This window comes from Methanogenium marinum, assembly GCF_028912405.1.
Lineage (GTDB): Archaea > Halobacteriota > Methanomicrobia > Methanomicrobiales > Methanomicrobiaceae > Methanogenium > Methanogenium marinum.
In genome coordinates, this window is record NZ_JAKELO010000002.1 from 1822050 (window position 1) to 1848370 (window position 26321).

A 26321-nucleotide genomic window follows, 5' to 3' on the forward strand; every position below is an offset into this window, starting at 1 on the left:
TATTTTTTTGAATGAAACCCGAAAATGGGAGTCATAATTATGGTTTTCCTGTATGATCACCAGAGATTACAAAAAAGGGAATGAAACAGGGAGATGTGTAATTATCCTTATTGTGGGGTAGAAAAATCGTTCACATCCCACCAAATCTTCATCCGGTGGGAATGGCCGGGCACAACGACAGTATCGCCGTCATGCTGCAGGGACTGCATGATATACTCCCTGAGCAACTTTTCCTGCTTTTCTGTTGTGACAAAGTGTCGTGGTTTGAAATATTCAACTGCCTCATCTTCGGTTGCAAACCGGTAGATATGTTCATAGACAAAATGCTCGATATGGGGGAAAATACCCATCCCATAGAGGATATTGAAGATAATATCTGAATTTGGTGATGCCACATACTCTGTTCCGTGGAGTTTCGGCCAGAGATCTGCAGACATCCTCTCCCATGAGGCAACTCCCGCAAACCAAAAGATATAGACATATTTTGAGGATGCTTCAATCATCTTTTCAATCGCTGCTTTCATGTCGGGGACATCCAGCGAAAATGAGGCAAAAACTACATCATAGGGCCCCGAGAGATCTGCTGCCACATCCACATCTTCCCAGCGTTTCTGTACGCAGTCTGCATTCCCGATGTTCTCCTCTTTCAGGTTCTCCTTTAAAACGGAAAACATACCAACAGAAGGTTCAACAGCAGTAATATGGCTGACCTGGCGGGCGATGGGAATGGTGATGGCACCCGGCCCTGCTCCCACGTCACAAACCCGTGATTCAGGTGTCAGGGCGAGTCCGGCGATGGTCCGGTTGACCCTTTCGCCGTTCTTTTCATATGACATCCGGTAGAATTTGCGGGCGGCGTCCTGTTCGTCCCACATACTTGCACTGTCCTTCCGGTTGTTTATTTCATGGTTCTTCTGCCACTGTTCTTTCCAGCATGTGTTCCAGTCGATGGGTGTCTGTGTCATATTCTCTCCTCAGGTGTCAGGGATTTCTGCATAATTCTCCATGTGGGCATACCGGTGGTTTCTTTCTGAAATGTGCTGTATGAGCGTATTCAGTGACCGGGCAGGCACGGGTCATACGAAAAATACAATTATTCTAATTAAGTGTGATATTTTATCTATTAAATAGGAATCTATTTTCCTGACCAGGGCATGGTTTCTCTCTTTCCCCGATTTATCTAAAGAGTATTTTCCCTGCCTGAATCTGGGTTAAATATTTGCCCCTGATGCCCGCTTCCGGTACCATTTTGTCGGCATGACTCAAATATTCTGTATTGCCCGATACCGGAGCTGTTACCTGTATGATCATACTTGATGAACCCTATGTATCCCGTTACCTGAGAGAGACCATCATCTCTGCCGGTTTGCCTGTGCTCATAAATGAGATGTCGGAAACGCAGGACTTTCCGGATGAGACTATGCTCATGGACGATGCGGCAAGTATTGCCCTGATGAAGGATGACCCGGATCAGAAACTGTACAGTAATTCTGAACATGCTCTTCAGTGGATTGCAGATAATCTGGTGTTTACCGGACTTCCGGAAACAATCAGACAGTTCAAGGATAAGGTGGCATTCCGCCGTCTTCTCCTGCCACTCTTCCCTGATTTTTTCTTTCGTGAAGTGGCAGCAGAAGACTTGGAAAACCTGGACATCCGCTGTATTCCAAAGCCCTTTATCATCAAACCGGCAGTAGGGTTTTTCAGCGCGGGTGTGCATATGGTCACATCTGACGCTGAATGGGAAAAGGTGCTTTTATCCTTGAGAGAAGAGATAAACGTTCATTCTTCGCTTTTTCCCCCACAGGTATACAACTCTGCGACATGGATAATTGAAGAGTATATTCAGGGAACCGAACTTGCAGTGGACGCCTGTTTCACAGCCGATGGAGAACCGGTTGTTCTCAATATTCTCTCTCATATGTTCTCATCCGATGCGGATGTGGACGACAAAGTCTACCTGACGTCCAAAGCGATTATCAGAGAATACCTGTCTCCGGTGATGAACCTTCTTCGTCAGATTCAGGCACTCACCGGCATCAGGAATTTCCCCCTCCATATTGAGGTGCGGGTGGATGAAGACGGGCATGTAGTACCTATTGAAGTAAATCCAATGCGGTTTGCAGGGTGGTGTACGACTGATATCGCAGCGTACGCCTATGGTATCAACGTTTACCGGGCATACTTTGAAGAGAATGCACCTGACTGGGAGACACTGTTGGCAGATGACAATGGAGATGTCTACGCCCTCTTTGTGGTAAAACCCCCTGAAGATATGCCCCCCAAAACAATTGTCGGGTTTGATTATGATGGGTTTACAGCCTCGTTTGCCCATCCCTTAGAGATGCGTCCGGTGGACTTTGACTTATATCCGGTATTCGGATTCTTCTTTGTGAAGATGGAAGACGGGGATATGCGGGAAGCAGAAGCATTCCTGCAGGCTGATCTGCGGGAGTTTATTCGTATCCGGTAATGCCTTAATTTTTAACGGGCAAAAAAGGGGTGAACGGGCATTGATGTTTTTTATGTGACCGGGGTTAGGATTTTCAGGTATCTATTCCGGGTGTTTATCTTTCGGAACGGGAGTCTCTTCCTTCCCTTCTGCTACCTCGCAGACAATCCCAGTCAGTACTGAGAACACAATCAGGTATGTGGTCAGGACTGCGGTATAGAGGCCGCCGAAATAGTAGATCATGACCGGAATGAACGGGAGTTTTACCGACCGCGTATAGAGGAATACACCTGCAAGAGCAGTTCTCATCCCTTTTTCCCGGAAATCAGCGAGCATTGAATACCAGACATAGACAGGGCCTGTTGCAATGATACCAGCGATGATTGCGATTATCCATCCGGTTCGTCCCGATTTTGACCCGAGGTGCTTTGCAATTGCTTTTGGTTTGATGAAGAGATTGACGAGAAACATCAGGACAAAAACCAACACCAGTACAGGGATTATTTGCCGGAGAACATCAAAAAAGGCATTCAGTGCCTGGATTGCAACTGTTATGTCCAGAATGGCAACAATGCAATAGATACCTGCGACAATCCCGAGGAAGATGAGAGGGAACCGGGAATTGTACTTTTTATTCTGGTTCCCGTTTCCATTCTCTTTTTTCATCTCCCCTTTCTGCTTCATAGTATGCCTCCAAGAAGGGAGAGGGTGACTTCAGTTAGTATGGCAATAAGAATTGCAAAGATAAATCCACAGAGATTGCGTGCAATTGCAAATCGTTTCCCGAGGATGTTCATCTCCATGGGAAGCTGAATAACACCAACAGTGACCCACGCAACGATGAATGCGGTAACCGCAGTGATGCTGATGCCGGTGTTCAGGAGTTCCCCTCCAATTACATAGCTTGTAACCGGGTTTCCGGCAGCAATACTTCCAATTGCAGCACCGGCGACCGGATCAACGAGCGGATGGCCGGTAAAGACCATTCCATACCATTCGGGTGGAATTATTGTCAGAAGAAGGCTTACCAGAAGCAGGATTCCAAGGATCTGTGGGATCACCTGCACCATGGACGTATATGTCTTCTCAGCACTGGCCCGTATATCCATATTCATTCATTATGGGAAGAGTGGGTTAATGGTTGGGATCCCACCTGTCATTGGGATCCCGGTTTGGTGATTAACCCTGTTCTTTGAGTGTGGGCCGTTGCCGGGAAAAGATTTGAGTAGTGGAATGTGGATAAATTTCAACGAAAGATGGGCAGGAAGATGCCGCATCCTTCTGATGAATTAAAAAACAGATCTACCAGACTTCGGGAAATGCCATGTTGGTATAGATATCTTCAAGGCGTGCCTTGTGGCCAGCTTCCATGTTGGAAAGGTTTGTGAATAATTTCTTTTGTTCCGCGTCTGTACTCAGTTCTGCGAGTTCCCGGTACATATTTCGTGCATCCTCTTCCTTCTTGATAGCAAGGGCAATGCCTTCGACGGGTTTCATATCCACTGTCAGTTGTGGAACATCCAGTGTTTCTGAAATCTTGTAGTCCCGTTCTTCATCAAAGTGAAATGATTTAATCGGTTTCGTGAGAAAATCTTCCAGTGTTTCCCGGTGGCCCTGTTCTTCTTCAGCAAGTTCACTGAATATTTTTTTCATTGTCTCATCAGTTGCGCATCTCTCGATTCCCCGATAGAATGTGTAAGATTCCACCTCGTTTGCGATAGCACCTGAAAGAATACTACGAAATTCTTCTTTTTTCATATATGTTCCCCCCCAGTGAGGATGGTGGTAATAGTGTGGGTGAGATATATAAAATATTGCCCGGCCAGAACCTCCATGTGAGGGTGACCAAATATATAAATTATTTGATTTTTCAGAGCTGTTTTTTGAAAAGCAGTCGTGATTGTCTGGTTATTATACAAATAATTCCGCTGAATCGTGGATATGGGAGCCTTTCCTCTTTTCTTTGTATAATTTGGGATCTGAGTGTCAGGTTCTCAATTGGGGAAGATGGGGTATATGTTTATTACTATCATGCGCCATAATAAAATTTATGAAAACCATCATCCATGCCGCAAAGAGTTTCAACGGAATCCAGATATCATTCCTCTCTGGGAATGACACGGTATCTGAACTCTTCAGTTATGAAAACCTGATTGACATGAAAATAAATGTCTCAGATCTTGTCGAACACCCTGAATATTATGCTGTTGACATGAATGGGCCTGTTATTCGCAGAACTGATTTTTGCAAACCTGAAATGCACCAAGAATGTAAGCAATGAACGTTGGCAGGCGAAATAGTAACGTATTTTTTCAAAGGGTGTTCGGGATGACGTCATTTTTCTGGCAGTGGTGAATTTTATTCATCTCTGACAGGAAGAGATGTTCATGTACGATATTTTCTGGTAATTGTATTCATGGATAGTAAAAGACGGGTGTTACATTTCCGGATTTGTTCATTTCTTCTCTGCGTATTTGCTTTTTTTTTGGAGTGGATGTTCAAACATATTTCCTGTCCGGTAAGATATGCCTGAATAACGGGTGGGTCCAGGGGTATATTTCTTCTCTGATTGCGAATAAAGAGACGAAATACTGGAAGAAGAAGTATATGACATTGCGAGAAACGTGTGAAGTGTGGGATGCCTAAATGCTGGAAATATATTTATCCCGTAATGGTGATGACGCTCGCCTGGGTCAACCCATAAAGGTCACAGAATTTGAGAAGAACTGCTGGATAAATCTTATCGCGCCGGATGATGCAGAGATAAAACGGGTTGCAGATGCTCTCTTTGTGCCGGATGATTTTCTCAGGGCAGCACTCGATGATGATGAACAGCCACGGATTGATTCTGAAGATGACGTTTCACTGGTTGTCATCGATATCCCGGAAGTTACGTCAGGAAAAAAACCGTATCTCTATGACAGCTTCCCCTTGGGCATTATCATCACGAAAGATGCAATCATAACCGTTTCATTGCGGAAGAACCGGATTATTGATGATTTTATCAACGGTGAAATCAAGTCATTTGTCACTTATAAACGCACCCGGTTTCTGTTTCTCATATTATTCAGGACAGCACGACTCTATCTGAAAGATCTTCGGACGATTGACAAAAAAAGTGAAGAATATGAGCTGACACTTCATAAATCCATGAAAAATGAAGCACTGATTGGCCTGATGAACCTACAAAAAAGTCTGGTCTTCTTCTCAACCTCCCTGAAGGCAAATGAAGGTGTCCTTGAAAAAATAATGAAGTTTGGCCCTATACGATTCTATGAGGAGGACCGCGAATTACTTGACGATGTAATAATTGAAAACCGGCAGGCGATTGAGATGGCGGGCATCTATTCCAATATTCTCTACGGGATGATGGGTGCATTCGCGTCTGTTATTAATAACAATATGAATCGTGTGATGAAGATTCTTGCATCAATTACGATTATTTTCTCTGTTCCAACGATAATATCCAGTTTTTATGGTATGAATGTAGGGCTTCCCATGCAGGATGACCCGTCTGCATACCTCTTTATTATTCTCCTCTCCGCTGCAGTCTGCTTTTTACTGGGATATCTTCTGAAAACAAAGGATTTTTTGTAAAACAAAATATTCATCATTTTTCTGATGGTATTGTCATGTCGTCCCGTACCGTTTGCAGGGCAAAGAAGTAAATGAGTGTACGGATGATTGTATGGCGGAACACCGTATGGGGGGTGTTTCTTTGGGTTCCCGGAGGGGGTATAAATTGAGTAAATCTAATGGAAAATGTTTTGATGTAAATCTTAAACTGGCGTCAACGGGTGGCGTATCTCAACTGGTGGAAGCCGCAGGGCGACAAATGAATTCATGTGGTGTTTGTGACACTGCGAATGATTGTGTGAAACGCATTCTGGGGGAGGTGATGTTTGATATTATCATGAACGGATACCCGGATCACCGCGGATACCTTGCACTTGGGTGTACATTCAACAAAGGTGATGTCACCATACGGATAGCAGACCATGGAATCCCGCGTAACATCTTTGAGGATGCGGATAACCCTGTTGCAGGGAGGATTCGTGCAGAAATGGATGAATTATCATATACATCTGTTGCAGGAGAAAATATACTACAGATGGTAAAAACGGGTGCACTATACCTTTAATTTCAATTTTTTGTAATTCAAACCTGCCTTATGCTTAGGCCATTTTCTGATAATTTTTTGGAAAAGGGGCGGCAAAATTATGTTTTTCCGTCCAAATCATCTGATGATTATGTTCTCGCGAGAGTTGGTCAGGGAGCACCTGAATGGTTCATTTGTCTGAAGGAAAAATAGGCAAAAAAGAAAAGATGCTCGCGTGTGACCCGTAGTCAAAAAAATGGTTTTTTGATTAAGTAAGGTTATCTCTGGATTTTTTCTATGTTCATCCGGCAGGAGGAGTCGCCCATACACATGTGTGTGTCTGTACTGATGTGATAATCGGGGTTCAGGCTCTCTACGGCCGCTGTAGTATAGGCGCTGCAGAGTTCACAGGTGTGACGGGCTTCCCCCCCGAACCGTTCTGTGTTTGCTGCCATCGGGCACTGCTCAGTGATAATGGTCGCTGAATTTCCCTTTTCCTGTATGATCCGGCCCTGCAGTTGAGGGCCCAGGACGATCCTTGAGATCTCATTGAATGCTTCAGCAACCTCCACAGCGGAATTAACTGGATATCCAATGCTTTTTGCAATGTCTGCCTGTTTCTCTCCGAGTTTTTGCCAGATCTCTTTTTCTGCCATGTTCAGTTCACTTTGCTGCTCCGGCGCAATCTTGCTGAATGCCTGTTCATAGGCGAAGGGCATCATGTCAGAACACCGGGTTGCAATATCCCAGCGTTGTTCAGCCGAGATCTGTTTTAGTTTTTGTACCATTTCTTCCTCTCCCTCCCTGGGGGTCCGGATAACAGGCTGAATCCCTCTGTTGAGTGTAAGGCTTCCGGAGGATCACATTATCATAGTAATCCGGTTTTCAATGAGCCCACGATTTCGCCTGGAGCCGACTGTCCCCGAAGATCAACCTCTTAGCAGTTTTTCATGCATTAAATGTTGTTGTCCTCTTTTGTGCATGATTGAAAAAAAAACACCATTCTCCTGTTAATATCCCGGAAATCTGCTGAATTGCATGAGAACCGTTGCATGGTCACCTCTCCTTCGGGCCGGACACCGTTCACGATGTCAGGGAGCGATAGACCGGATGAACGTGAATAATCCGTGATGTATGTCCACATCATAGCCGGAATAAGGTTTTTCACCATTTTGTCTCCCCCCTGAATGGAATAATCACCCTTGGTCTTTCGCTATACCCTGTTGTATCAGAGTTATTTGTATGGAGGAATGGCAGGAAAATAATAGGTGTCTGCACGGGACACTGAGACAAATCTATCTGCCCCGCGTCAGGTCTGCAGGCGGACAATCTGGTGTTGTATATGGGTGGTATGACCCACGACGATAGTTGGTTTGGCCTTAGATATACAGCGGCGGGATGTTGTCCTTAGAATCGCCCGGCTGATGGAATGCCCGATGGCCGTATGCAGTTATTCAGGATGGATATATACTGTTCCTGTCTCTCTCTCAGGTGATGGGATTCAGAAATAAATGAATGAAGAGAACCCGTCAGGAGATTGTGTGTCTGCCTTCTATGATTTGTTCGTTTCTTCCTCCTCATCTTTGAATCCCTCATATATTTTTTCAATGAATTCAACACGGGTGGCGATCATAATTTCGTCGCTCTCTTTTATTATGGGATTTTGATTGTAAAGGAGAAAATCGCTGTTTCTGTAGAGGCCGATGAATACACTGTTTTTTGGAAGGTTAATCTCCGAGAGCTCTGTTCCCTCGAACTTCTTTCCCGCAATGACACTGATGAACCTGACATCCCCCCGCATCATGGTTGAAAGTTCGATGGTATCGATACCGCGGAGGGTATGGAAGATGCTGGTGGATGTTGTCTGTGGGGAATTGACAACGTGATGAAAACCGAGCCGTTTTGCAACGGTCATAAACTGGACATCATCTGTGGTGATAATTATTTCAGGTACACTGAACTGTTTTGCAATCAGCCCGATGATGATGTTATCCTGGTCATGAATGGTGCAGGCGACGATGGCATCTGCCTTCTCAATCTCTGCTTTTTCCAGGATGTCGGGCCGTGTACCTTCTGCATTAATAACTGTACAGTCGAGAGTTTCTGAAAGCTCTTTTGCCCGGTTCGGATTTCGTTCAATGAGAACTACTTCTGATCCTGTCTGGATCAGTGTCTGTGCCAGATTGACACCCAGAGCACTTCCTTCCACAATGATGACACGCATGTATATTGCCTCTTCACCTCATGTTCTCACGAAACCCGATATACATAACGGTGCATTTCTCTCTCTTTTCGGGGAGCATATCGGTGTTCTGAATTCCTTTTCTGAGGAACTGGCATCACTGCACCGGTGATGCCGGAGATACCTGTTGTGCTTTTTATTCCGTACGTTTATCCCGCGACAGTGACGGATTATGTAATCTCGAATTCGAGAGCTTCCTTTTCGAGGAAGTAACCCAGTACTGTCCTGATGACAACGACAACAGCGAGCATGATAAGTTCCTCCTGTGTTGGGGCAAAGATAGTGGCAAGGATGTCTGCTGCAATGAGAAATTCCAGCCCAAAGACGATTTTTCCCGTCAGTCTCATCCTGAGCTTGTTATAAGGAATTTTTACTCTCCTGAATTCAATGATTATCATCTTCACGATTGCGTCGAGACCGCCGTAGATGATAATGAAGGCTCCGGTCACCTCAAAGAAAAATGTGAGTATATGCAGGAGCTCAAAAAAAAGGGCATATCCATCGATGGAGAGGAGACTCATAGGGAAATGAATGGTATGGAGGGTATAAATAATTCATCTCCCGGAGAGCGGAGTGACTTTCATCCATTGTCCGGGACGGTATTTTTCATTTCTATAACCCGAAATACTCCAGTCCAGCCAGTAAAACTACAATCATGATGCAGAGCGGGATGACAATGTACCAGGGATTTATTTTCAGATAATCGGGAATTGTCATGGAAGGGAACGTCCCTTTCGAGAGAACCTTTTCGTTGAGGACGGGATAGGCTGCCGCAAAGATGCCTGCACCGATGAGAATTCCGGTCACCCCACCGAAGAGGGCATCAAGGGAACCGTGTCCCACTGCTCCTGCGACGGTGCCGGGACAGTAACCGAGGATGGCAAATCCCATCCCAAAGATGATGCCGCCGATGACGGTTGATCCAATCGAGCCGGGCTTTGGGTGCAGTTCGACCATCCCTTTGCTTTTCATTGCATAGATGCCGATCATCCCCACCACAACTGCGGCGAGCATCACCTTGATGACCGTAAAGTCTGTTAAGAGAAGCTGACCGAGGATTACGTTGTACTCGGTCACTCCACTGATATAGAGGAGCCCTCCAAAGCAGATGCCGATGAAAAATCCGATCAGGAGCTGGAGCCGGTTGTTTTCATGCAGGTGTTCAAACATCATGTTCTCCTCCTCACCACAACACCCCGTAGAGAAGGAATGCTGTCACAATGCCCGACACAAAAAAGACGATCACGGCAATCCAGCTCGAAATCGCCAGCTGAAGTGTGCCGCTGATTCCGTGGCCGCTTGTGCAGCCCCCTGCCCAGCGTGAGCCGAGTCCCATAAGAATGCCGCCTCCAAGAGCAACCACGAGGCGCAGCCCGGTGTCATACCCGAAGGTGTCACCGAAGAGTGTCGGCACCCATTCGAGCGAAAATCCCCCAAGAATCACTGATACGGCAAACGCTCCCAGAAACACACCTGCTACGAGCATCCATTCCCAGTCAACAATGGGAGCAAACTTTTGGTAGTAGGGTTTTTCGTCAGTCTTCTTTCCCCTGAAGATATGTTCAATCATTCCGCTCGTCCGTGTGTATGCAGTCGAACACCCGAGTGGTTTGTTTGAGAGCAGAAATGCAATCCAGCTGAGTATGCCGATGCCCGCTCCTGCAATATATGGTGTCACATCCATTCATTTCCCCTCCTTGTTACGGTCTCTCCTTACTCTTTCTTTGGCAGAAATCCTGCAGCGATATAACCGGTGAGCCCGCCTGCAGCATTGTATACATCGGAGAATCCGTGCTGTTTCAGGATACTGCAGGCAAGGCTGGAACGATGTCCGGTGCGGCACATTGCAATCGTGGGCCTGTCCGGGTCGAGTTCGTCTGCTCGTGTTCTGAGGTCCATGGCAAGGATGTTGACTGCACCTGTAATGTGCTGTTCTTCATATTCATCCGGGGACCTGACATCAAGAAGAACGGTGTTTGTGTCCTGAATTTTGTCATGCACTTCTGAGGGAGAGAGCTGGTGGATGTGATCGGTGGTGTAGCCGGCGGTCACCCAGGCATGGGTGCCCCCCTTCAGGTATCCTGTCGTTCGGTCGAGGCCGACACGCCGGAGCTGGACAACTGCCTCATGTGCCTGTTCGGGGTTGTCGGTCACAAGGAGGATGTCTTTGTCCGGCGGCAGCACCCATCCTGCGAAGGTGGAAAAGTTGGCGCCCATGTCGATATGATAGCTCCCGGGGATATGCTGGCCTCCGAAAGTGGCATAGTTGCGTATACCCACCACGATGGTGTCTGCATCATTCATCTGTTCATAAAATTCAGCCGGTTTCATTGCTTTCAGGGGGGGAAGGGTTCTGACAGAGGCCGGACCCCTGCGGTTGATGTCACTGCACCGGGCGAAGTGGTCGGGTGCCGGTGGCATGCTGACTGTCAGTGAACGGATGAACTCCTCTTTATCCGCTATCAGGAGGGCCGGATTGTAGGTATTTTCATACCTGATGGTTGAAATCCGCATTGCACCCATTGCCTTCCCACAGAGTGACCCCGCTCCATGTGCAGGGAACACCAGGCACTCGGGAGGGAGGACCATGACCTTTGTATGGAGGTTCTCATACAGCTCTCCTGCCAGCTCATGTGCTTTTCCCGGAAAGAGGTCGGGGCGGCCAACATCACCAACAAAGAGTGTATCACCGGTAAATGCCGCAACGGGTGTATCCCCCCGGGAAGTGTCGGTGACCACATAGACAAGGCAGTCGGGTGTGTGTCCAGGTGTCTCGAGGACATGGAATTCCATATCTTCGATGCTGAAGGTGTCACCATCAGAAAGTGGTATATGTGCAAAGGTGCAGTGGCCTGCGGCCGGAGCATAAATCGTTGCACCAGTCTCTTCGGCAAGGTCCATGTGGCCCGAGACAAAATCCGCATGCAGATGCGTCTCAAGAATGTGGGTTATTTTCAGTCCCTCAGCCTCTGCGGCCTCGAGATAACGGTCAACATCACGGCTCGGATCAACGATGGCACACGTTGTTTTTCCACCAATAAGATACGAGCTGTGGGCGATTTTTTCAATAAAGAATTGTTTCAACAACATATTATCGATTCCCAATTTCAGTGATGCTCCCTATACGATGAAAAATATATAAATCAATCCTGTCGCAATGAACAGAAAGAGGATGGTCATTCCCCCTCCTGCCCGCAGGTAATCGCCATTGTGGTATCCTCCGGGGGTCATCAGGAATGCATTGACCTGATGCGTGGGAAGGATGAACGAATTTGAGGCGCAGAGTGCGACAAGGAGGGCAAGCCCGCGAGGGTCAAGGCCTGTTGAAGTGCCGATGATTATCACGAGTGGCACCAGAACAATGGTTGCGCCCACATTTGACATGAAGAGACTAAAGAAGGTAGCAAGCACCGCAATGCCGAGGAGGATGAGGAGTGGATGTGCCATTGAAAGCATACCCATCATGCCATCAGCGAGATAAGCTGCTGTTCCGGTCTGTTCCATGGCAATGCCCAGCGGAATAAGTCCTGCAAGGAGAAAGATCGTCCGCCAGTCGATGGCCTGGTATGCTTCATTGATGGTCAGTACCCTGCCAAGGATCATTACTATTGCGCCGCTGAGAAGTCCGAGTGCTATTGGGACACCAGTGAAGGTGAGGGCAATGCCGCCCACAAGGCAGAGGAGGGCAAAAGGACCCTTTGATGCTGTCACTCCTTTCTCTTCGGGAACCGTGCTCAGAACAAACTCCGGTCCCTGCCCGATACGGGTGATCTTCTCCCACGGACCGAAGACTACAAATGTGTCTCCCGGATTCATGGGAATGTCGGATATGTCACGCCGGTGTTCTCCTTCCTTTGTCAGGGAAAGGATGACCTCGAGTCCGTGCTGTTTTCTGAATGCTACTTCACGGACTGTTTTTCCTGTGTAGGGCGAGTGGGGCCGGACAATTATTTCGGCAAATCCTGCATGTTCTTCTCCGATTTCTTCGGTGTGGCGCTCAGGATTTCCCACCGGGACAAGGCTATAGTCTGCCGCAAACTGTTCCGCATCCTCCTTCGTTCCGAGGATGGAGAGTACCTGCCCCTCAGCAAAGACCGAATATCGCCACGGTGCATAAAGAATATCCCTTCCGGTCTTTACCGCCAGAAGATGCAGCGAGTATCGGGATTTGAGGGAGTTATCTTCCCTGGTTGTGCCGACGAGGGGGCTGTTTTTGGGAATAATATAATGGTGCATGTTCCCGGGCAGTTGCCAGGTCTCGATTATTTCCTGCTGGACCGGAATGGTTTTTGTTTTCCCATCGTCGGACGGGAGGACATACCTGCCTAACAGGAGAAAATACATAATACTGGCCACAAGGAGAACAAGCCCTATCGGGGTGACGGCAAAGATGCCGAACGGCTCAAGGTTCCCCTGTATCATGAGATCATTGAGGAGAATAAGAGGAGATGACCCCACCATCGTAATGGTCCCGCCGATGATTGCCATGAATCCCATCGGCATTATAAGGCGGGAACGGGGGATATTGGTTTTTTTGGAAATGCGCAGGATAGCAGGAAGAAAGAGTGTTGCTGACCCGATATTCTGCATGAATCCTGACAAAATTCCGACTACTGAATAGACGATGGTCATCAGTTTTGTCTCGTTTGCACCTGCAATCATGACGATTTTTCGTGAAAGCTGGATCATCATGCCAGTGCGGTCCACCCCATACCCGAGGATCATCACCGCCATAACCGAGATAACAGCGTTACTTGCAAACCCGGAGAAGGTCTGGGCAGGAGAGACGAGACCCAGCCATCCCAGCGTGAGCATGATGATGATGGCGATGATATCGACCCTGAGTTTATCTGTCACAAACAGGATGACGGTCGCTGCAAGGACAAGGAGGACAAGGATTATCTCAGGAGTCACACCGGTTACCACCATACCATGTCAATATCTCCAGATAGGTGTATGGTGTAATAAAGAGAGTGGGTGATTTTTCCGGGAGTGTGCCAATGGAGATGGATTTTGCAGTGATTGATTTTGCACTGGTATCGATGAAGGAATTGGCCTGTTCGTGATGGTGTGTCTCTTTTCCACAGCGGATCTATTTTTTTAGCCTCGAATGTTGCATAGCGGACAAATAAAAGTTCTGACTCTGAAAAAAAGAGAGATTTGTTTGTCAGGCTTCCGGCGGGATCATTACCGCATCGATGACATGAATGACGCCGTTGCTGCATTTTACATCCGTGATGATGACATTGGCACCATCCACCATCACTCCGTCAGAAGTATCAATGGCGAGAGGGCTGCCCTGCAGAGTGTCTATTTCGCTCATAGTCGTGATATCCGCAGCCATGTATCTCCCGTCCGCGACATGATAGAGCAGGATGTCTGTCAGCTGCCCTGAGGGGTCCTCAAGAAGTGCTTCAACCGTCCCCTCAGGCAATGCTGCAAAAGCGTCGTCTGTGGGAGCAAATACAGTAAAGTCCATCGTTTCATCGCTCAAAGTTGTATCAAGTCCGGCTGCCTGGAGAGCTGCAACAAGGGTGGTGAACCGTCCGTCAGCAACCGCCGTCTCGACAATGTTGTCTTTTGGCAGCATCACTGCATCGATGACGTGAATGACACCGTTGCTGCAGACAATGTCTGTGGTAATAATGTTTGCTTCCTCAACCATGACGCCGCCTGTTGTGTCAAACTGTATCCGTTTGCCATTGAGTGTCATTGCATCCGGTTGTGATGTCACATCTGCTGCCATAAGGTTTCCTGAAACAACATGATACAGGAGAATATCTTTCAGATCTCCTTCCGGGTCCTCAAGGAGGGCTGCGATTGTTCCTTCGGGAAGTGCCGCCATGGCATCATCCGTTGGCGCAAATACGGTGAATGGGCCCTCCCCCGAGAGCGTCTCCGTCAGTCCTGCGGCTTGGATCCCTGCAAGAAGGGTCGTAAATGACCCTGCATCCTGTGCAGTTTCCACTATGTTTTTCATTGCTGGTGTCTGTGTTGGGGTAGGCGTTGCCTCGGGGGTTTCTGAAGTAGTACACCCCGCGACAAGTACTGCTGCCACCACAAGAATAAAGCCCAGCATTTTCAGTGATTTCATTCAATACACCCTCCATCATCAGATGGATGTCGGTTAATTGATGTTAATTTACTTAATTGTTATCAGGGAAAGGCCGATGGGGGGGTACGTAGAGTTATGGCACACACAGGGGAATCATTCGTGAATCTGATTGATATTCTGGTTGTATTCAGGATTTTGCGTTAAAATCCACGTTTATCCATGTATAGACTTCCTTTGTTTGTTTTTCATTTTGGTCCAATTTGTCGTTTTTTTGAACGATAGTGATTATTTCCTCTCCTTTTTGATATTAATCCTCACATTTGGGAATTTATGAAGGGTATAGGTGATTTAGTTCTCCTCAGAATAGTGTGAGCTGGATGAAATGATTACAAAATAGTGGAAGACGGAGAATGCAGATTTCTCTGGCCAGCACGAGTTTCATCGTGAGATGGCTAATATCAGGTTTGGGATGGTAACTGAGGCTGATGATGATCTTTTCCGGATTATTTCAAAATCCTTCTGGTTTTCCCGGTTCGTCTGACAGACTCATCCTTATGTATTTCCATTATCTCTTCACCCATGTTCTCGGGAACAACAGAATAAATAATGGAATTATTTCAATCCGTCCGAGGAGCATGTCGATGATTAACACCCCTTTCAGGAGGGCTGGCATTGCAGCACTGGTGATGCCACAGGAGAGGCCGACTGTTCCAAGGGCACTTGATACTTCGAAGATGGAATTGTCAAGGCTGAACCCATGGAGCATAAAGATAAAACTGGAGACAATAAGGACGAGTGAATACAGAAAGACAAAAGTGAGTATATTGTAGACCATCTCTGTCTCAATCACTTCGTCTTTAACTTTGAGGGGGGTAAGTGCTTCACGTGGCAAAAAATAGCGGATGAAAACAAGATGCACTACTTTCAGGAGAATTATGAGTCTGAGAATCTTGATGCCTCCTGCCGTTGACCCCACAGAACCGCCCACCCACATGAGGGCGGTGAGTACTGCCTTTGACCCGTCAGGAAGGGTGCCGATGTCAACCGTGGAAAATCCTGCTGTACTCAGTGCGGAGAATGCCTGAAAGACAGAGATAGATAATCCTTCTGTGGGAGTCGTTTTCCCAGCCAGTGTGAAGAATAACAGAAGAATTCCGATGACGGCGAATACAAGGAAATACCTGAACTGAATGTCTGAAAAGATGGCTAATTTATTCTCAATCAGCCGGGGATAAAGGCTGAAATTAAAGGCTCCCATCAGGCAACTGAGGGTTATAAGAAATGGTATCGTGAGTCCGGAAAACCCGGCGGCAGATTCCGGTTGTGTTGAAAATCCGCCGGTGGACACTGCGGAGAGTGCGTGGCAGACTGCATCAAAAAGTGGCATGCCCCCTGCAAAGAGGATGATAAACGAAATGGCAGTTAAGAGGCAGTATATCTGCACCAGCACTTTTGCAGTTGCGGTAACGCCGGGACGCAGGGGTGTCTCAGGGCTGTTGATTGCATACAGGCGGTGTGCACTTGTCCCCGGCGGGATGAAAACCATCAGGATGATGATGATAATTCCAATGCCGCCCACCCACTGGAGCCATGAACGGGCAAAGAGAAATGCGGGACCCACGGTTGCAGGGGCAACAGAGAGGCCGGTTGTCGTCACCCCGGAGACTGCTTCAAAAAAGGCATCCAGAAAGGGCATACCTGTTGAGAGGGTGAAAGGAATGGCGCTCAGAAATGCTGCAAAGGGAAAGATTATCGCTGCAATGATGAGGGCTTCCTTCCATTCCAGTTCACCGTCCGGGAGCAGGCGGTGGAAGAGATATCCCAGGAAAATGATAGAGGTCCCGATTACTGTATACGTACCTGCAATTGAATACTCTCCGAAATACAGGGCAACAATGAGTGGCACCAAAAGCATGGCACCCGCTCCCATCACTAATACCGAGAGATATTTCAGAACGACAAGCGGTTTTACCGGTGAGACCAGTTCGTACATGCAGACACCACTTCATTGGGGAGAGGGTTCTTAATGTTTCACCTGAATCTGGATTTCCTTCCCCGGGAAAAAAAGAGATATTTTCAGAGCCACTTGATACTCAGTGGATTTCTTTTGGGTGCCGTCATGGTGCTCCGCTGTTTTGGGTATCCGAAGGTGAGGGCATATGAGGGCATGTATCCCTCCGGAATTCCCATTTCTTCCCGTAAAGGTGCGAACTCTTCCATTGCGATCTTTAAAAATCCATTCCAGCAGGATGCGATTCCATATCCCTTCGCAACCAGTTCAAAGTAGGAAAGTGCAATGATTGGGTCTGCCTTTGCCCAGGTGCTCCCTTCCGGTATTGTGGCGATAAGGAGGTGGGGTGCACTATGACAGACTGCATCCTCGCCCAGTCCCCATCGTCGGATGATACCGTTGTACTGGAGGGAATAGGGGTGGTTTGGTCTTTTCTCAACCTCTGTCTTCATCCACTCTACGGTGTGAGCTGCAATCATCTGCACCTTCTCCGGGTCATGGACAACAATCCATTTTACCTTCTGGCTGTTTGCTGCAGTCGGGCTGTAGCGGATAACATCCAGCATCTGTTCAATCAGTTCTCTTTTTAGAGGTTTTTTCCGGTAGTGGCGGATTGATCTGCGGGTCTGAACAAATCTTGCGAGCTGGTCTGGTTTAATATCAGAAGCACGTTCGTTCATGGATAGCGGGTATTCACCTTCAAAATTTGTTTCCAGGGCATTAAACAGGCAAAATATCTCGCAGTGTCCGCATTTTATACACTTGTCTTCGAGGTCTTTTGCAATCATCGGCAGTTTACTCTCTTTCATTGAGATGATTGACACCGGGCAGACCCTGACGCACACACCGCATTTTGTGCAGGTTTCCGGGTTGACAGTGATGTTACTCATGCTGAATTAAATTGGCAGGATTCCATTTAATGGTTATCTTTGATGTTAAAATTAATCCATTAATTTTTGGAAAAATTATAGTGTTTTGTATTTATCTGAATGCAGAATGGTTCGTTTTTTTGTGGAGAAATTCTTCTGAACATACAAAAAAGGAGTGTCATGTCGGGAGTTTTAGCAATGGGATGTCAGGAGCATTTTTTTGTGTCTCACGTCTCCAGTTGCCTTCCAGTATAAATATTTCAAAACAGCACCCTTTCCCGGGAATCCCGGTTTCCCGAATGGTAATGCCGGTTATTTTAAGGATTTCTGAGACAAGAAATAGTCCCAGTCCGGTATTTGATCCGACATCTTTGCTAAATATTTTCTCTTTCATATCTGTGGGAACACCGATGCCGTTATCTTTTACCGTAATAATCCCAATGGATTCTTCATTCCGGAATGAAACATGGATTTGGGTTACTGACTTCCCATGATGGATGGCATTGTCACAGAGGTTATAGAAGACCCTTTCAAGCATAAGGTCTGCATAAACAAAGATGCCTTCGACATCGATGTCGGTAATGATATTCTGCGCCGATGATTGCATAAATGCCCCATCAGCAACCTTTCCAAGATTCTGCCATCCGGGCTTGCTCTGTCCCATATCCTGGTAATCGCGGGTAAACTGAATCTGTTCCTCGATCTTATTGGTGACATCAATTATTCTATCAACATAGGTTGATGGTTGCTCTTCTGTGATGTCTTCTTTCAGGAATCCCTCCAGCATCATAAGAACCGTTAACTGGTTGAGGATATCATGACGGGTGATGGAAGAGAGCAGATTGAGTTTGTTGTTTGCCTCTAAAATGGCATTTTCGGTACGTTTTAATTCTGTGATGTCTCTGCCCACTGACTGGTATTCTGTTAGTTTGCCACGATCATCGAAAATTCCACGGTCACTCCATTGCTGCCACCTGGTGCTGCCATCAGGTATTATAATCCGGTTTTCGATGGTTGCAACCGGATGTTCCGGTGTAAGAGATAATAATGTCTCTTTTATGCGTTTGTTATCTTCTTTCGGAATATTTGGCTTAAATTTAGCTTTCAAGAGTTCCTGCCGTGTTTTTCCAAAATAGCGGCAGTAGGCATCATTGGCGAATATATGTGTTCCATCCGGCAGAAACCGGCAGACAAATTCTGTCTGGTCTTCTACGACTGTCCGGTAGAGGGTTTCACTGGTCCGGATGGTATCCTCCATCTGTTTGCGGAGGGTGATATCGGTTGCGTGCACCGTTACACTCTTCACATTACCGTCGGCATCAAATACCGGGTCAATAGAGTAATCCCATATTCCTTCCCATGATTCCTCTTTTTTGAAGGGTTTGCCAGTGGAAAAAACCTGTTGGAGCCAGACATTTCGTTTTTTTCCAATGTGTTCGGGGAAGAGATTCCAAACATCTGTTCCAATTATCTCTTCCCGTGTCTTCCCGAAGCGTGCCGGATACCCATCATTTGCATCCAGCACGATGGCATCCCTGTCAAGGAGTACAATTGTTGAGACAGATGAATCAAGGAGTGAGCGTGCACGCTGAACACTTTCTTCCAGCTCGTTTCTGCTTTTGATCAGTTCATCCCTGTTTTTTGAGAGTTTCTGGTTTGCTGCTTCTATTTCCAGTTTTTTTTGTTTGATTTCATCTTTCACACTTTTATTTTCAGCTGCCTTCCGGATGGTATTGAGTAGTTCAGCAAATTGTGCTTTTGGATGGCCACCCTTCTGAAGATAATAGTCTGCTCCGGCATTGAGTGCGTCAATGACGATATCTTCTCTGCCTTTTCCGGTGAAGATAATAAAAGGTGTGTCGTCTCCTGTTGAACGGAGGAGGGAGAGAAATTCAATGCCATTCATTTTAGGCATTTCATAGTCAGAGATGATGGCGTCATACCGGAATTCCTGAATTTTGAGAAAACCTTCCTCTGCGGAACCTGCTGTGTCAACGATACAGCTCCCTTCCCGTTGAAAATAGTGTTGTGTGACGTTTAACAGTAATTCTTCGTCATCCACATACAGAATACGGTGAAGGTTCGAGTCATGTGCAGTTTCCGGCATGGGTGTCTATATATGTCTATTTTATTGGTAATATGATAAACTTTTGGTAATGTTTAGTAGCATTTATATAATTTATGGGGCTAATGGGCCTAAATATCCTTATTATCTGATTTGATTGCATAATAAATGACTAATTGCAGATTTTGAGAATATTTTTTGGTGGATGGTATGAGATAGTCCCGTGTATATTTCCCTGTTTTTTTGTGTATATGGGTTCTGTTGTATCGGGATTTTAGTATGGATCGGACTGTCTGGTGCGGTTCCTGTATCTCATTTCAAAATCAGTATCGCGGATATTCTGGTTCCTGAGGTAGGTCCACTCTGTTCCATTCGTCCATTCTCTCTGAAAAAGATCCGTTCCTTTTTCAGGGTGCCTGTTCATCTCCATCGTTCTTCAACATTTTATTGACCTGTTTTTCAATTCCCTGATTATTTTCTCTATTCCTGATGGATAATTGCGTCCTCTCCCATTTGAATAAGGGGTTTATCAATCGATATTACTCTCCGGAGGCTCTTCTTTCTTACATTGATACCTGAATGTCAATTTAACCGATGACCTTCCTGTTCATGGCTTTTTAGCCATAACCTGATATATCAGACTGACTCATGGACTGACTGATGAGTGCCGGGATATTGCCAACTGTAGAACTTCAGATGACTCTCCTCTTGTTCTTTGCCCTTGCAGGCTATCTTCTTGCTTCAAGAATTAACCAGTCTGCCGTTGTGGGTGAGATATTACTTGGTCTTATCGTTGGCCCTTCTGTTCTCGGATTGATTACCTACACGGAATTTGTCCAGGCTATTGCCGGACTTGGTGCTGTAATCCTTATGTTCGTGATAGGGTTTGAGTTTAAGATAAAGGACCTGACGAATGTAAATTACGGAATATTAGGTATTATCGGGATAATTGTTCCCTGGATCGGGGGTTATTTTGTCTCTCTTGCCTTTGGGTTCAACCATGAAAGTGCCCTATTTATCGGGACGGCACTTACTGCGACATCCATTGCAATAACAGCCAACGTTTTAAAGGAAATGTGTCTTCTGGACACCGAATTTGCAAAGGCGATAATTGGCACAGCGGTTATTGATGATATCCTCAGTCTTCTTGCACTCTCGATAACGGCTGATATTGCATCCGGGAGCTTTTCAATAGAGAGTCTTGCTTTCATTATCATAAAACAGGTCGGATTCCTGATTATTATCGCCGTGATTGGCCTCTTCGTCATTTCAAAGATGATTGTCAGGATGGACAGGAGCCCGATTGCAAAAAAATACCCCGAGTTTGTATTCATATTTGCGGTGATGATTGCATTCCTATTTGCAGCACTGTCTGAATTTATCGGGATTTCGGCGATTATTGGTGCATTTATTGCCGGGGTTTCCTTTAACGGCATCAACCTGATACATAGCAGGGACATCGCAGAGGGTGCGGAGTATCTCTATATCATATTTGCATCAATATTCTTCGTATCACTGGGGATACTTGTCGATTTAACAGCCCTGACAGGTCCGGTGCTTCTCTTTATCGCCGTAATCACAGTTCTTGCGATAATCACAAAGGTGATCGGCTGCGGCATTCCGGCACGAATCCTTGGCTATTCCAAAAGAGACTCTCTTGCAATAGGATTCGGTATGTCGCCGAGGGGTGAGGTGGCAATGATCGTCGCTCTTCTCGGCCTTAATCTATCTCTTATCGGTCAGGATATCTATACTTCGATAGTTGTGATGAGCATTCTGACAACGGTTATAACCCCGATTGTCTTCAGAAACTGGCTCTTCAAGAAAGAGGTTGCTGAGTGCAGGCTGGAGTAAAATATCGTATTTTTTTATTCCTCTTTCAGGCTCTCGTATATCTCTCCGAACTGTTCGATTGCGGTCTGAAGGTTTTCTGCAATTTCGCCTGCGATAATATCGGGTTCCGGCAGGTTTTCCGTGTCTTCGAGGCTCTCGTCTTTTATCCAGAATATGTCAAGACTGACCTTGTCGCGTTTTATGAGGTCGGCGTATTGATATGGTTTAAACTGCTCAGTTTCCTTCCTCTCGTGGCGGTTTTCGGGGTTATAGCATTCGATGAAATTGGTGAGGTCATCGAGTGACAGGGGACTTTCCTTCAGTGTGAAGTGTTTGTTTGTTCTGAGGTCGTATATCCAGAGGGTGTCTGTCCAGGGCTCCTCGCGTCCTGCTTTTCGTTCAAAGAAGACAACGTTTGCCTTTACTCCCTGTGCGTAAAAGATTCCGGTGGGAAGTCTCAGAAGGGTGTGAACGTCGCATTCGGTGAGAAGCTTTCTTCTGATTGCTTCGCCCGCACCGCCTTCAAACAAGACATTGTCCGGCACAACGACGGCTGCTTTTCCGTTTATCTTTAACATGCTCCGTACATGCTGGAGGAAATTGAGCTGCTTGTTTGATGTTGTCGCCCAGAAATCATCCCGCTCGTAGGTCTGTTTATCCTTCTCTGCCTTTCCGTCACCGTTTATGACGGTATAGCTGCTTTTCTTGCCAAAAGGTGGATTGGTGAGAACAAGGTCGTAGTGCTCTTTTGGTTCTGACAACAGTGAGTCTGCGACATTAACCGGGCTTTTATCCGTTCCGATGCCGTGCAGGTAGAGGTTCATTGCACAGAGGCGGGCGGCACTGTCGACAATCTCGGTTCCGTGGAATGTCTTCTCTTTTAGATATACGGACTGTTCCCGGTCGAGTTGGTAGTTTTTGACGAGGTAATCCCGTTCTGCAAGGAAGAATCCGCCTGTTCCGCATGCAGGGTCTGCAATGGTCTGGCAGGGTTTTGGGACAGTTACTTCAACCATCGCCTGAATCAGCGCTCGTGGTGTGAAATACTGGCCCGCACCGCTTTTGGTATCCTCAGCATTCTTCTGGAGAAGACCTTCGTATATCTCGCCTTTGACATCCATGTCAAGGCCGACCCAGGTCTCTTTTCCTATTAGTTCGACAAGTCGTCTGAGCTTTGCCGGGTCCTGTATCTTGTTCTGCGATTTTCTGAATATGACACCGAGGAGTCCGTGTTCTTTTCCGAGGGCTTCGAGGGTGTGGCGATAATGGATTTCAAGTGCATCCCCCTCTTTTGATGCGAGTTCTTCCCAGCTGTATTCATCCGGTATGGTTGATGGTTCGTTAAACGGCGGTTTTGTATGCTCGTCTGCCATTTTCAGGAAGAGAAGGTAGGTAAGCTGCTCGACGTAATCCCCGTAACTTACGCCGTCGTCTCTGAGTACGTTGCAGTAATTCCATAGTTTTTGTACGAGTGCTGAGGATTCGGATGCCATATTTGCCTGACTATTTCTGTATTTTGTGAGTGCTTTAGGGTGTTGGAATGGGACGGCAGGGTTTTTTCAGGATCATGCTGAGGCATATACCAGTACTCCGGAATCATCAATGCTCTTTTTAAGATACGGATTTTTCACCGCTTTTTCTTCGAGAAGATCAACACTGCGGCCGAACAATTGTTCAAGTTCTTCAAGAAGACCAAAATAGGAGTCGGCATGGTCAGTGTACGTCATCGTTTTGAATGAAACCATAATGTCAATATCACTTGTATCGGGGTTGAAATCGGAGCGAATGGCAGATCCAAAGACAACCATCTGTAAGACATGATATTTTTCACATATTTTTTCGAGTTTTTCTCTTTCCGCGAGATTCTTGAATAGAGGACGTTCTGGTTTCATCGGTGTATACTAATGAGGTATTTGTTTTACGAACAGGGATAACCGTTGCTATGGAAATCACATGGTGGTTTCTCATCCGGATGCCTGAATATTTAGATCAGGAATATTTTTCTCACACTGTCCTTTGGTATGAATTATCTCCGGGAAGATTCATAATCGATAAAATACACGAGTGATTGTTCGTATATCCGAACATATGTTCGTCATTCCGAACAGTGAGCAATACTTCATTTTGGCTCTGTAGAAATACTGGCGAAATATATACAACATAGGAATGAATAATGGTCATCAGGAGAGTCCCTCTGTTTTCACGTTTTCATCTTTTCATACGTTTTTCATCAATTTTTCATCAGCAGATGAAAATGAAACTGCTCTGAAAGACGGCCATATTGAGGCTTATTCTCTTATTAAGTACAATATATATAGAAGTGTACAGAGAGTAAGAGATGTTTTCATCAGATTTAGGTATCATTCAGCGTGTCTGATATGTGCGGGTGGGTATGTGTTTGTCTCTCTGTGATATTGGGATGGATGAAAACGTAAATGTGATTTTGCACATACGCGCTGGAATCGTAAAATAAATGGCTAATATTGGTTAATTCACATTTTCATGCCGGAAAATACGTATGAAATCGTATGAAAATGTATGAAAACGTATGAAAACCAACCGGCAGAATACCGGGAACAGGGGTGCTGCCTCCCATCTGGTTTGTCCATTTTCTGCTCTCCTCATGATTACCGTACGTTCCTCAGATATTCTCCCAATTATCTCCCCATATTTTACCCATATTCTCCGTATGTTTACCTCCCGGTCACCCATGTTCCCTCTCTGCCCGCACTCTTTGAACCTCCTTTTTTGACCCTATTTTTTGGGGAATTGGGAGGCAAAATGGACGTATTTTCTGTTCTTTCTTTGTCCTGGAAAAAGACGGGTATAATGCCATTTTTTTGCAGAAAAGACGGTTTATTGCGAATTATAGTGCAGCCCATATTGATGGATATTTTTGGAGGATGTGCAGTTCCTCTCGACTGAGAACACATCTCTCCGTGCTTCTGTGTGGATGCGTTTTTCCACACTTTTTTACCTCTTTTATTGGATAATAGGGGGGCAAAATGGGCGTATTTTGTGTTCATTTAGGATGATGGAAAAATAATGGGTGGAATGCCATTTATTTGCAAAAAAGACGATTTATTGCGAACTATGGGGCGCCCCATATTGAGGGGTATTTTCAGAGGATGTGTAGGTCCTCTCGACTGAGAACGCATCTCTCCGGGCTTTTGTGTGGATGCGTTTTTTTGGGGTGAAGGGTGGGCCTGATATGGAATTCCTGAAGGTAACGTTCCGTTGCCGCGATCAGATTTATGAGTGCCTCTTCTTCTGCTCCTTCAACTCTTTTTTTCTGGCCTTCTCCTCCGCTGCCCGCTGCTCCTTTTCAGCCTTAATCCTCTCCAGAAGAACGGATGCCGGTTCATCATCAGGATTCTGTGGCACAAGCCTCCCCTCAAATGCCTTTTTCAGTACACTCTGCCGGAGTCGCTCTGCCTTTGCAAGCGAATCATTCACCGCCTTTTCCATCTCGTCGATGACCGAGAACCTTCGCTCAATTTCACAGACGATTTCGTGCTGTTCGGGGAGGGGGGGAAGTGGAAAGGATAAACCATTCAATTTTTTGAGATTGATGTTATATTGCCCGGCGGTAGTTGCGGCCATCTTTTCAATTTTATTCCTAATGTAATTACTATTCCAGATTAATCCCAACCAATGCCAGATTATTTCGTTATCGATTAATCGATATCTGATCAAATATGATGCAAAATAATGAGGTGAATCAAAATTAGACATCACAATAGCAGATCTACCAATCAGATCCTTACTTCCATTTGTACGTATGATCAGTAAATCGCCTTTCTCTAATGCTTTAGAACTATCTAAATTTTCAGATGCAGGAGCATATTTTAATTTATCAAGGGAAATTTTATTTTTGTATATATTTGGTATTCTTAAAATTGGATGCCCTTCCCAACTGCTATCACACTTTACAGAAGTACCATAACCTGAATCCCAAGCTAAATTTGCCAAATTTATCCATGTCCAACCCTCTGGAAGAGAGTAATCTGGTGAATTATATGTGGGTTCACTTGTTTTCCGATCCTGTGTTTTAATTTTCTCCACCAAAACCTCAGCACTCTCAATATCCGGATGCTCCGCCCGCCACTCCTCTGTCAGGTCGCCGCACATCGCCGCCTTTAAGACTGACTGCCGGTATTTGGGTATCAGTGCCTTTGCCTTTTTCAGGGCCGATACGCCTGCGTCAAGCCGGGTGAATTCCTCTTCGATCTTTTCCACGATGCGGTGTTGTTCGGGGAGAGGGGGAAGGGGAATTTTAACGGAATATGCATCATTTCGATTTAATCCTGGAATTGCAGTAGACTTATCAAGAGAATTTAGATTTAATGAATGAAGCAAATAGTAAGAGAAAAGTAATGACAAATTTTTAGATTCCTCTATGAAATATGTAGTATCTATTGGGTAAAACGGTTCTTTTGATATATGAACAGAGCCAGCTGTCCCCTTTCTACCTATAATTAATCCCGGTGAGTTTACTATTGGGAGGTTATGGTGTCCTACAATACCATTTGAGCCATAAACTGGAATATCTCCAGTATCTACTCTTGATCTTTTTGGGAGTCCTTTTCCATAGTTTAGCTCCAATATTTCCCCAATACTTGTGACAATCCACCCATCAGGAAGCTCATACAATTCGGACTGTGATTCTTCTGTATTCTCTAAAAAGGTATTCAT

General features: G+C 45.9%; 25 protein-coding genes. 5 read left to right on the plus strand and 20 right to left on the minus strand.

Annotated features, from left to right (window positions below; all coding sequences use genetic code 11):
* Positions 1–107: 107 nt before the first annotated feature.
* The gene (locus tag L0665_RS09155; RefSeq protein ID WP_274925379.1) at positions 108–965 is read right to left on the minus strand and encodes a class I SAM-dependent methyltransferase; all 858 of its coding nucleotides are present in this window, start codon (positions 963–965) and stop codon (positions 108–110) included.
* A 338-nt stretch (positions 966–1303) separates the two neighbouring features.
* On the opposite strand from L0665_RS09155, the gene L0665_RS09160 reads away from it, so the two are divergent.
* The gene (locus tag L0665_RS09160; RefSeq protein WP_274925380.1) at positions 1304–2473 is read left to right on the plus strand and encodes an ATP-grasp domain-containing protein; all 1170 of its coding nucleotides are present in this window, start codon (positions 1304–1306) and stop codon (positions 2471–2473) included.
* Positions 2474–2554: 81 nt separating this feature from the next.
* On the opposite strand, the gene L0665_RS09165 is transcribed toward L0665_RS09160, so the two are convergent.
* The 3 genes from L0665_RS09165 to L0665_RS09175 all read right to left on the minus strand — a co-directional run bounded on the left by L0665_RS09165 (position 2555) and on the right by L0665_RS09175 (position 4210).
* The gene (locus tag L0665_RS09165; protein ID WP_274925381.1) at positions 2555–3136 is read right to left on the minus strand and encodes a hypothetical protein; all 582 of its coding nucleotides are present in this window, start codon (positions 3134–3136) and stop codon (positions 2555–2557) included.
* Positions 3133–3561: a hypothetical protein gene (locus L0665_RS09170; protein ID WP_274925382.1), complete on the minus strand. Its 429-nt coding sequence runs from the start codon at positions 3559–3561 to the stop codon at positions 3133–3135. Before L0665_RS09170 ends, L0665_RS09165 begins: the two co-directional genes overlap by 4 nt.
* Positions 3562–3754: 193 nt before the next feature.
* Positions 3755–4210, minus strand: a complete 456-nt coding sequence (locus L0665_RS09175; RefSeq protein ID WP_274925383.1) for a ferritin-like domain-containing protein — start codon at positions 4208–4210, stop codon at positions 3755–3757.
* 292 nt (positions 4211–4502) lie between these two features.
* Here L0665_RS09175 and L0665_RS09180 point away from each other — a divergent pair, with 292 nt between their 5' ends.
* The 3 genes from L0665_RS09180 to L0665_RS09190 all read left to right on the plus strand — a co-directional run bounded on the left by L0665_RS09180 (position 4503) and on the right by L0665_RS09190 (position 6593).
* Positions 4503–4733, plus strand: coding sequence for a hypothetical protein (locus tag L0665_RS09180; RefSeq protein WP_274925384.1), 231 nt, complete (start codon positions 4503–4505; stop codon positions 4731–4733).
* A gap of 365 nt (positions 4734–5098) precedes the next feature.
* Positions 5099–6049 (plus strand): magnesium transporter CorA family protein, encoded by a 951-nt coding sequence (locus L0665_RS09185; protein ID WP_274925385.1) that lies wholly within the window; start codon positions 5099–5101, stop codon positions 6047–6049.
* A 145-nt stretch (positions 6050–6194) separates the two neighbouring features.
* Positions 6195–6593, plus strand: a complete 399-nt coding sequence (locus L0665_RS09190) for an ATP-binding protein (RefSeq protein WP_274925386.1) — start codon at positions 6195–6197, stop codon at positions 6591–6593.
* Positions 6594–6829: 236 nt separating this feature from the next.
* Here the strand turns inward: L0665_RS09190 and L0665_RS09195 are convergent, their stop codons facing one another.
* The 12 genes from L0665_RS09195 to L0665_RS09250 all read right to left on the minus strand — a co-directional run bounded on the left by L0665_RS09195 (position 6830) and on the right by L0665_RS09250 (position 19835).
* Positions 6830–7339, minus strand: a complete 510-nt coding sequence (locus L0665_RS09195; RefSeq protein ID WP_274925387.1) for a hypothetical protein — start codon at positions 7337–7339, stop codon at positions 6830–6832.
* A 167-nt stretch (positions 7340–7506) separates the two neighbouring features.
* Complete coding sequence (locus L0665_RS09200; RefSeq protein WP_274925388.1) at positions 7507–7722, minus strand: hypothetical protein; 216 nt, start codon at positions 7720–7722, stop codon at positions 7507–7509.
* Positions 7723–8103: 381 nt separating this feature from the next.
* The gene (locus L0665_RS09205; protein ID WP_274925389.1) at positions 8104–8775 is read right to left on the minus strand and encodes a potassium channel family protein; all 672 of its coding nucleotides are present in this window, start codon (positions 8773–8775) and stop codon (positions 8104–8106) included.
* Between the two features lie 188 nt (positions 8776–8963).
* The gene (locus L0665_RS09210) at positions 8964–9314 is read right to left on the minus strand and encodes a DUF1622 domain-containing protein (protein ID WP_274925390.1); all 351 of its coding nucleotides are present in this window, start codon (positions 9312–9314) and stop codon (positions 8964–8966) included.
* 91 nt (positions 9315–9405) lie between these two features.
* Entirely contained in the window at positions 9406–9966 is a 561-nt protein-coding gene (locus L0665_RS09215) for a YeeE/YedE thiosulfate transporter family protein (RefSeq protein WP_338036434.1), read from the minus strand.
* A gap of 10 nt (positions 9967–9976) precedes the next feature.
* The gene (locus L0665_RS09220; protein ID WP_274925391.1) at positions 9977–10477 is read right to left on the minus strand and encodes a YeeE/YedE thiosulfate transporter family protein; all 501 of its coding nucleotides are present in this window, start codon (positions 10475–10477) and stop codon (positions 9977–9979) included.
* Between the two features lie 29 nt (positions 10478–10506).
* Positions 10507–11883: an MBL fold metallo-hydrolase gene (locus tag L0665_RS09225; protein WP_274925392.1), complete on the minus strand. Its 1377-nt coding sequence runs from the start codon at positions 11881–11883 to the stop codon at positions 10507–10509.
* 30 nt (positions 11884–11913) lie between these two features.
* Positions 11914–13722 (minus strand): SLC13 family permease, encoded by a 1809-nt coding sequence (locus L0665_RS09230; protein WP_274925393.1) that lies wholly within the window; start codon positions 13720–13722, stop codon positions 11914–11916.
* 238 nt (positions 13723–13960) lie between these two features.
* The gene (locus tag L0665_RS09235; protein WP_274925394.1) at positions 13961–14887 is read right to left on the minus strand and encodes a fasciclin domain-containing protein; all 927 of its coding nucleotides are present in this window, start codon (positions 14885–14887) and stop codon (positions 13961–13963) included.
* 526 nt (positions 14888–15413) lie between these two features.
* Positions 15414–16841, minus strand: a complete 1428-nt coding sequence (locus L0665_RS09240) for a TrkH family potassium uptake protein (RefSeq protein ID WP_274925395.1) — start codon at positions 16839–16841, stop codon at positions 15414–15416.
* A gap of 83 nt (positions 16842–16924) precedes the next feature.
* Positions 16925–17749, minus strand: a complete 825-nt coding sequence (locus L0665_RS09245) for a nitroreductase family protein (protein ID WP_274925396.1) — start codon at positions 17747–17749, stop codon at positions 16925–16927.
* Positions 17750–17906: 157 nt separating this feature from the next.
* Positions 17907–19835: a PAS domain S-box protein gene (locus tag L0665_RS09250; RefSeq protein WP_274925397.1), complete on the minus strand. Its 1929-nt coding sequence runs from the start codon at positions 19833–19835 to the stop codon at positions 17907–17909.
* A gap of 618 nt (positions 19836–20453) precedes the next feature.
* On the opposite strand from L0665_RS09250, the gene L0665_RS09255 reads away from it, so the two are divergent.
* Positions 20454–21647, plus strand: a complete 1194-nt coding sequence (locus L0665_RS09255; protein WP_274925398.1) for a cation:proton antiporter — start codon at positions 20454–20456, stop codon at positions 21645–21647.
* A 14-nt stretch (positions 21648–21661) separates the two neighbouring features.
* Here the strand turns inward: L0665_RS09255 and L0665_RS09260 are convergent, their stop codons facing one another.
* The 4 genes from L0665_RS09260 to L0665_RS09275 all read right to left on the minus strand — a co-directional run bounded on the left by L0665_RS09260 (position 21662) and on the right by L0665_RS09275 (position 26321).
* The gene (locus L0665_RS09260; RefSeq protein ID WP_274925399.1) at positions 21662–23119 is read right to left on the minus strand and encodes a type I restriction-modification system subunit M; all 1458 of its coding nucleotides are present in this window, start codon (positions 23117–23119) and stop codon (positions 21662–21664) included.
* A 72-nt stretch (positions 23120–23191) separates the two neighbouring features.
* Complete coding sequence (locus L0665_RS09265; RefSeq protein WP_274925400.1) at positions 23192–23518, minus strand: nucleotidyltransferase family protein; 327 nt, start codon at positions 23516–23518, stop codon at positions 23192–23194.
* 801 nt (positions 23519–24319) lie between these two features.
* Positions 24320–24652 carry a hypothetical protein gene (locus tag L0665_RS09270; RefSeq protein ID WP_274925401.1) on the minus strand — a complete coding sequence of 111 codons (333 nt, stop codon included), beginning with the start codon at positions 24650–24652 and terminating at the stop codon, positions 24320–24322.
* A 226-nt stretch (positions 24653–24878) separates the two neighbouring features.
* Positions 24879–26321 (minus strand): restriction endonuclease subunit S, encoded by a 1443-nt coding sequence (locus L0665_RS09275; RefSeq protein ID WP_274925402.1) that lies wholly within the window; start codon positions 26319–26321, stop codon positions 24879–24881.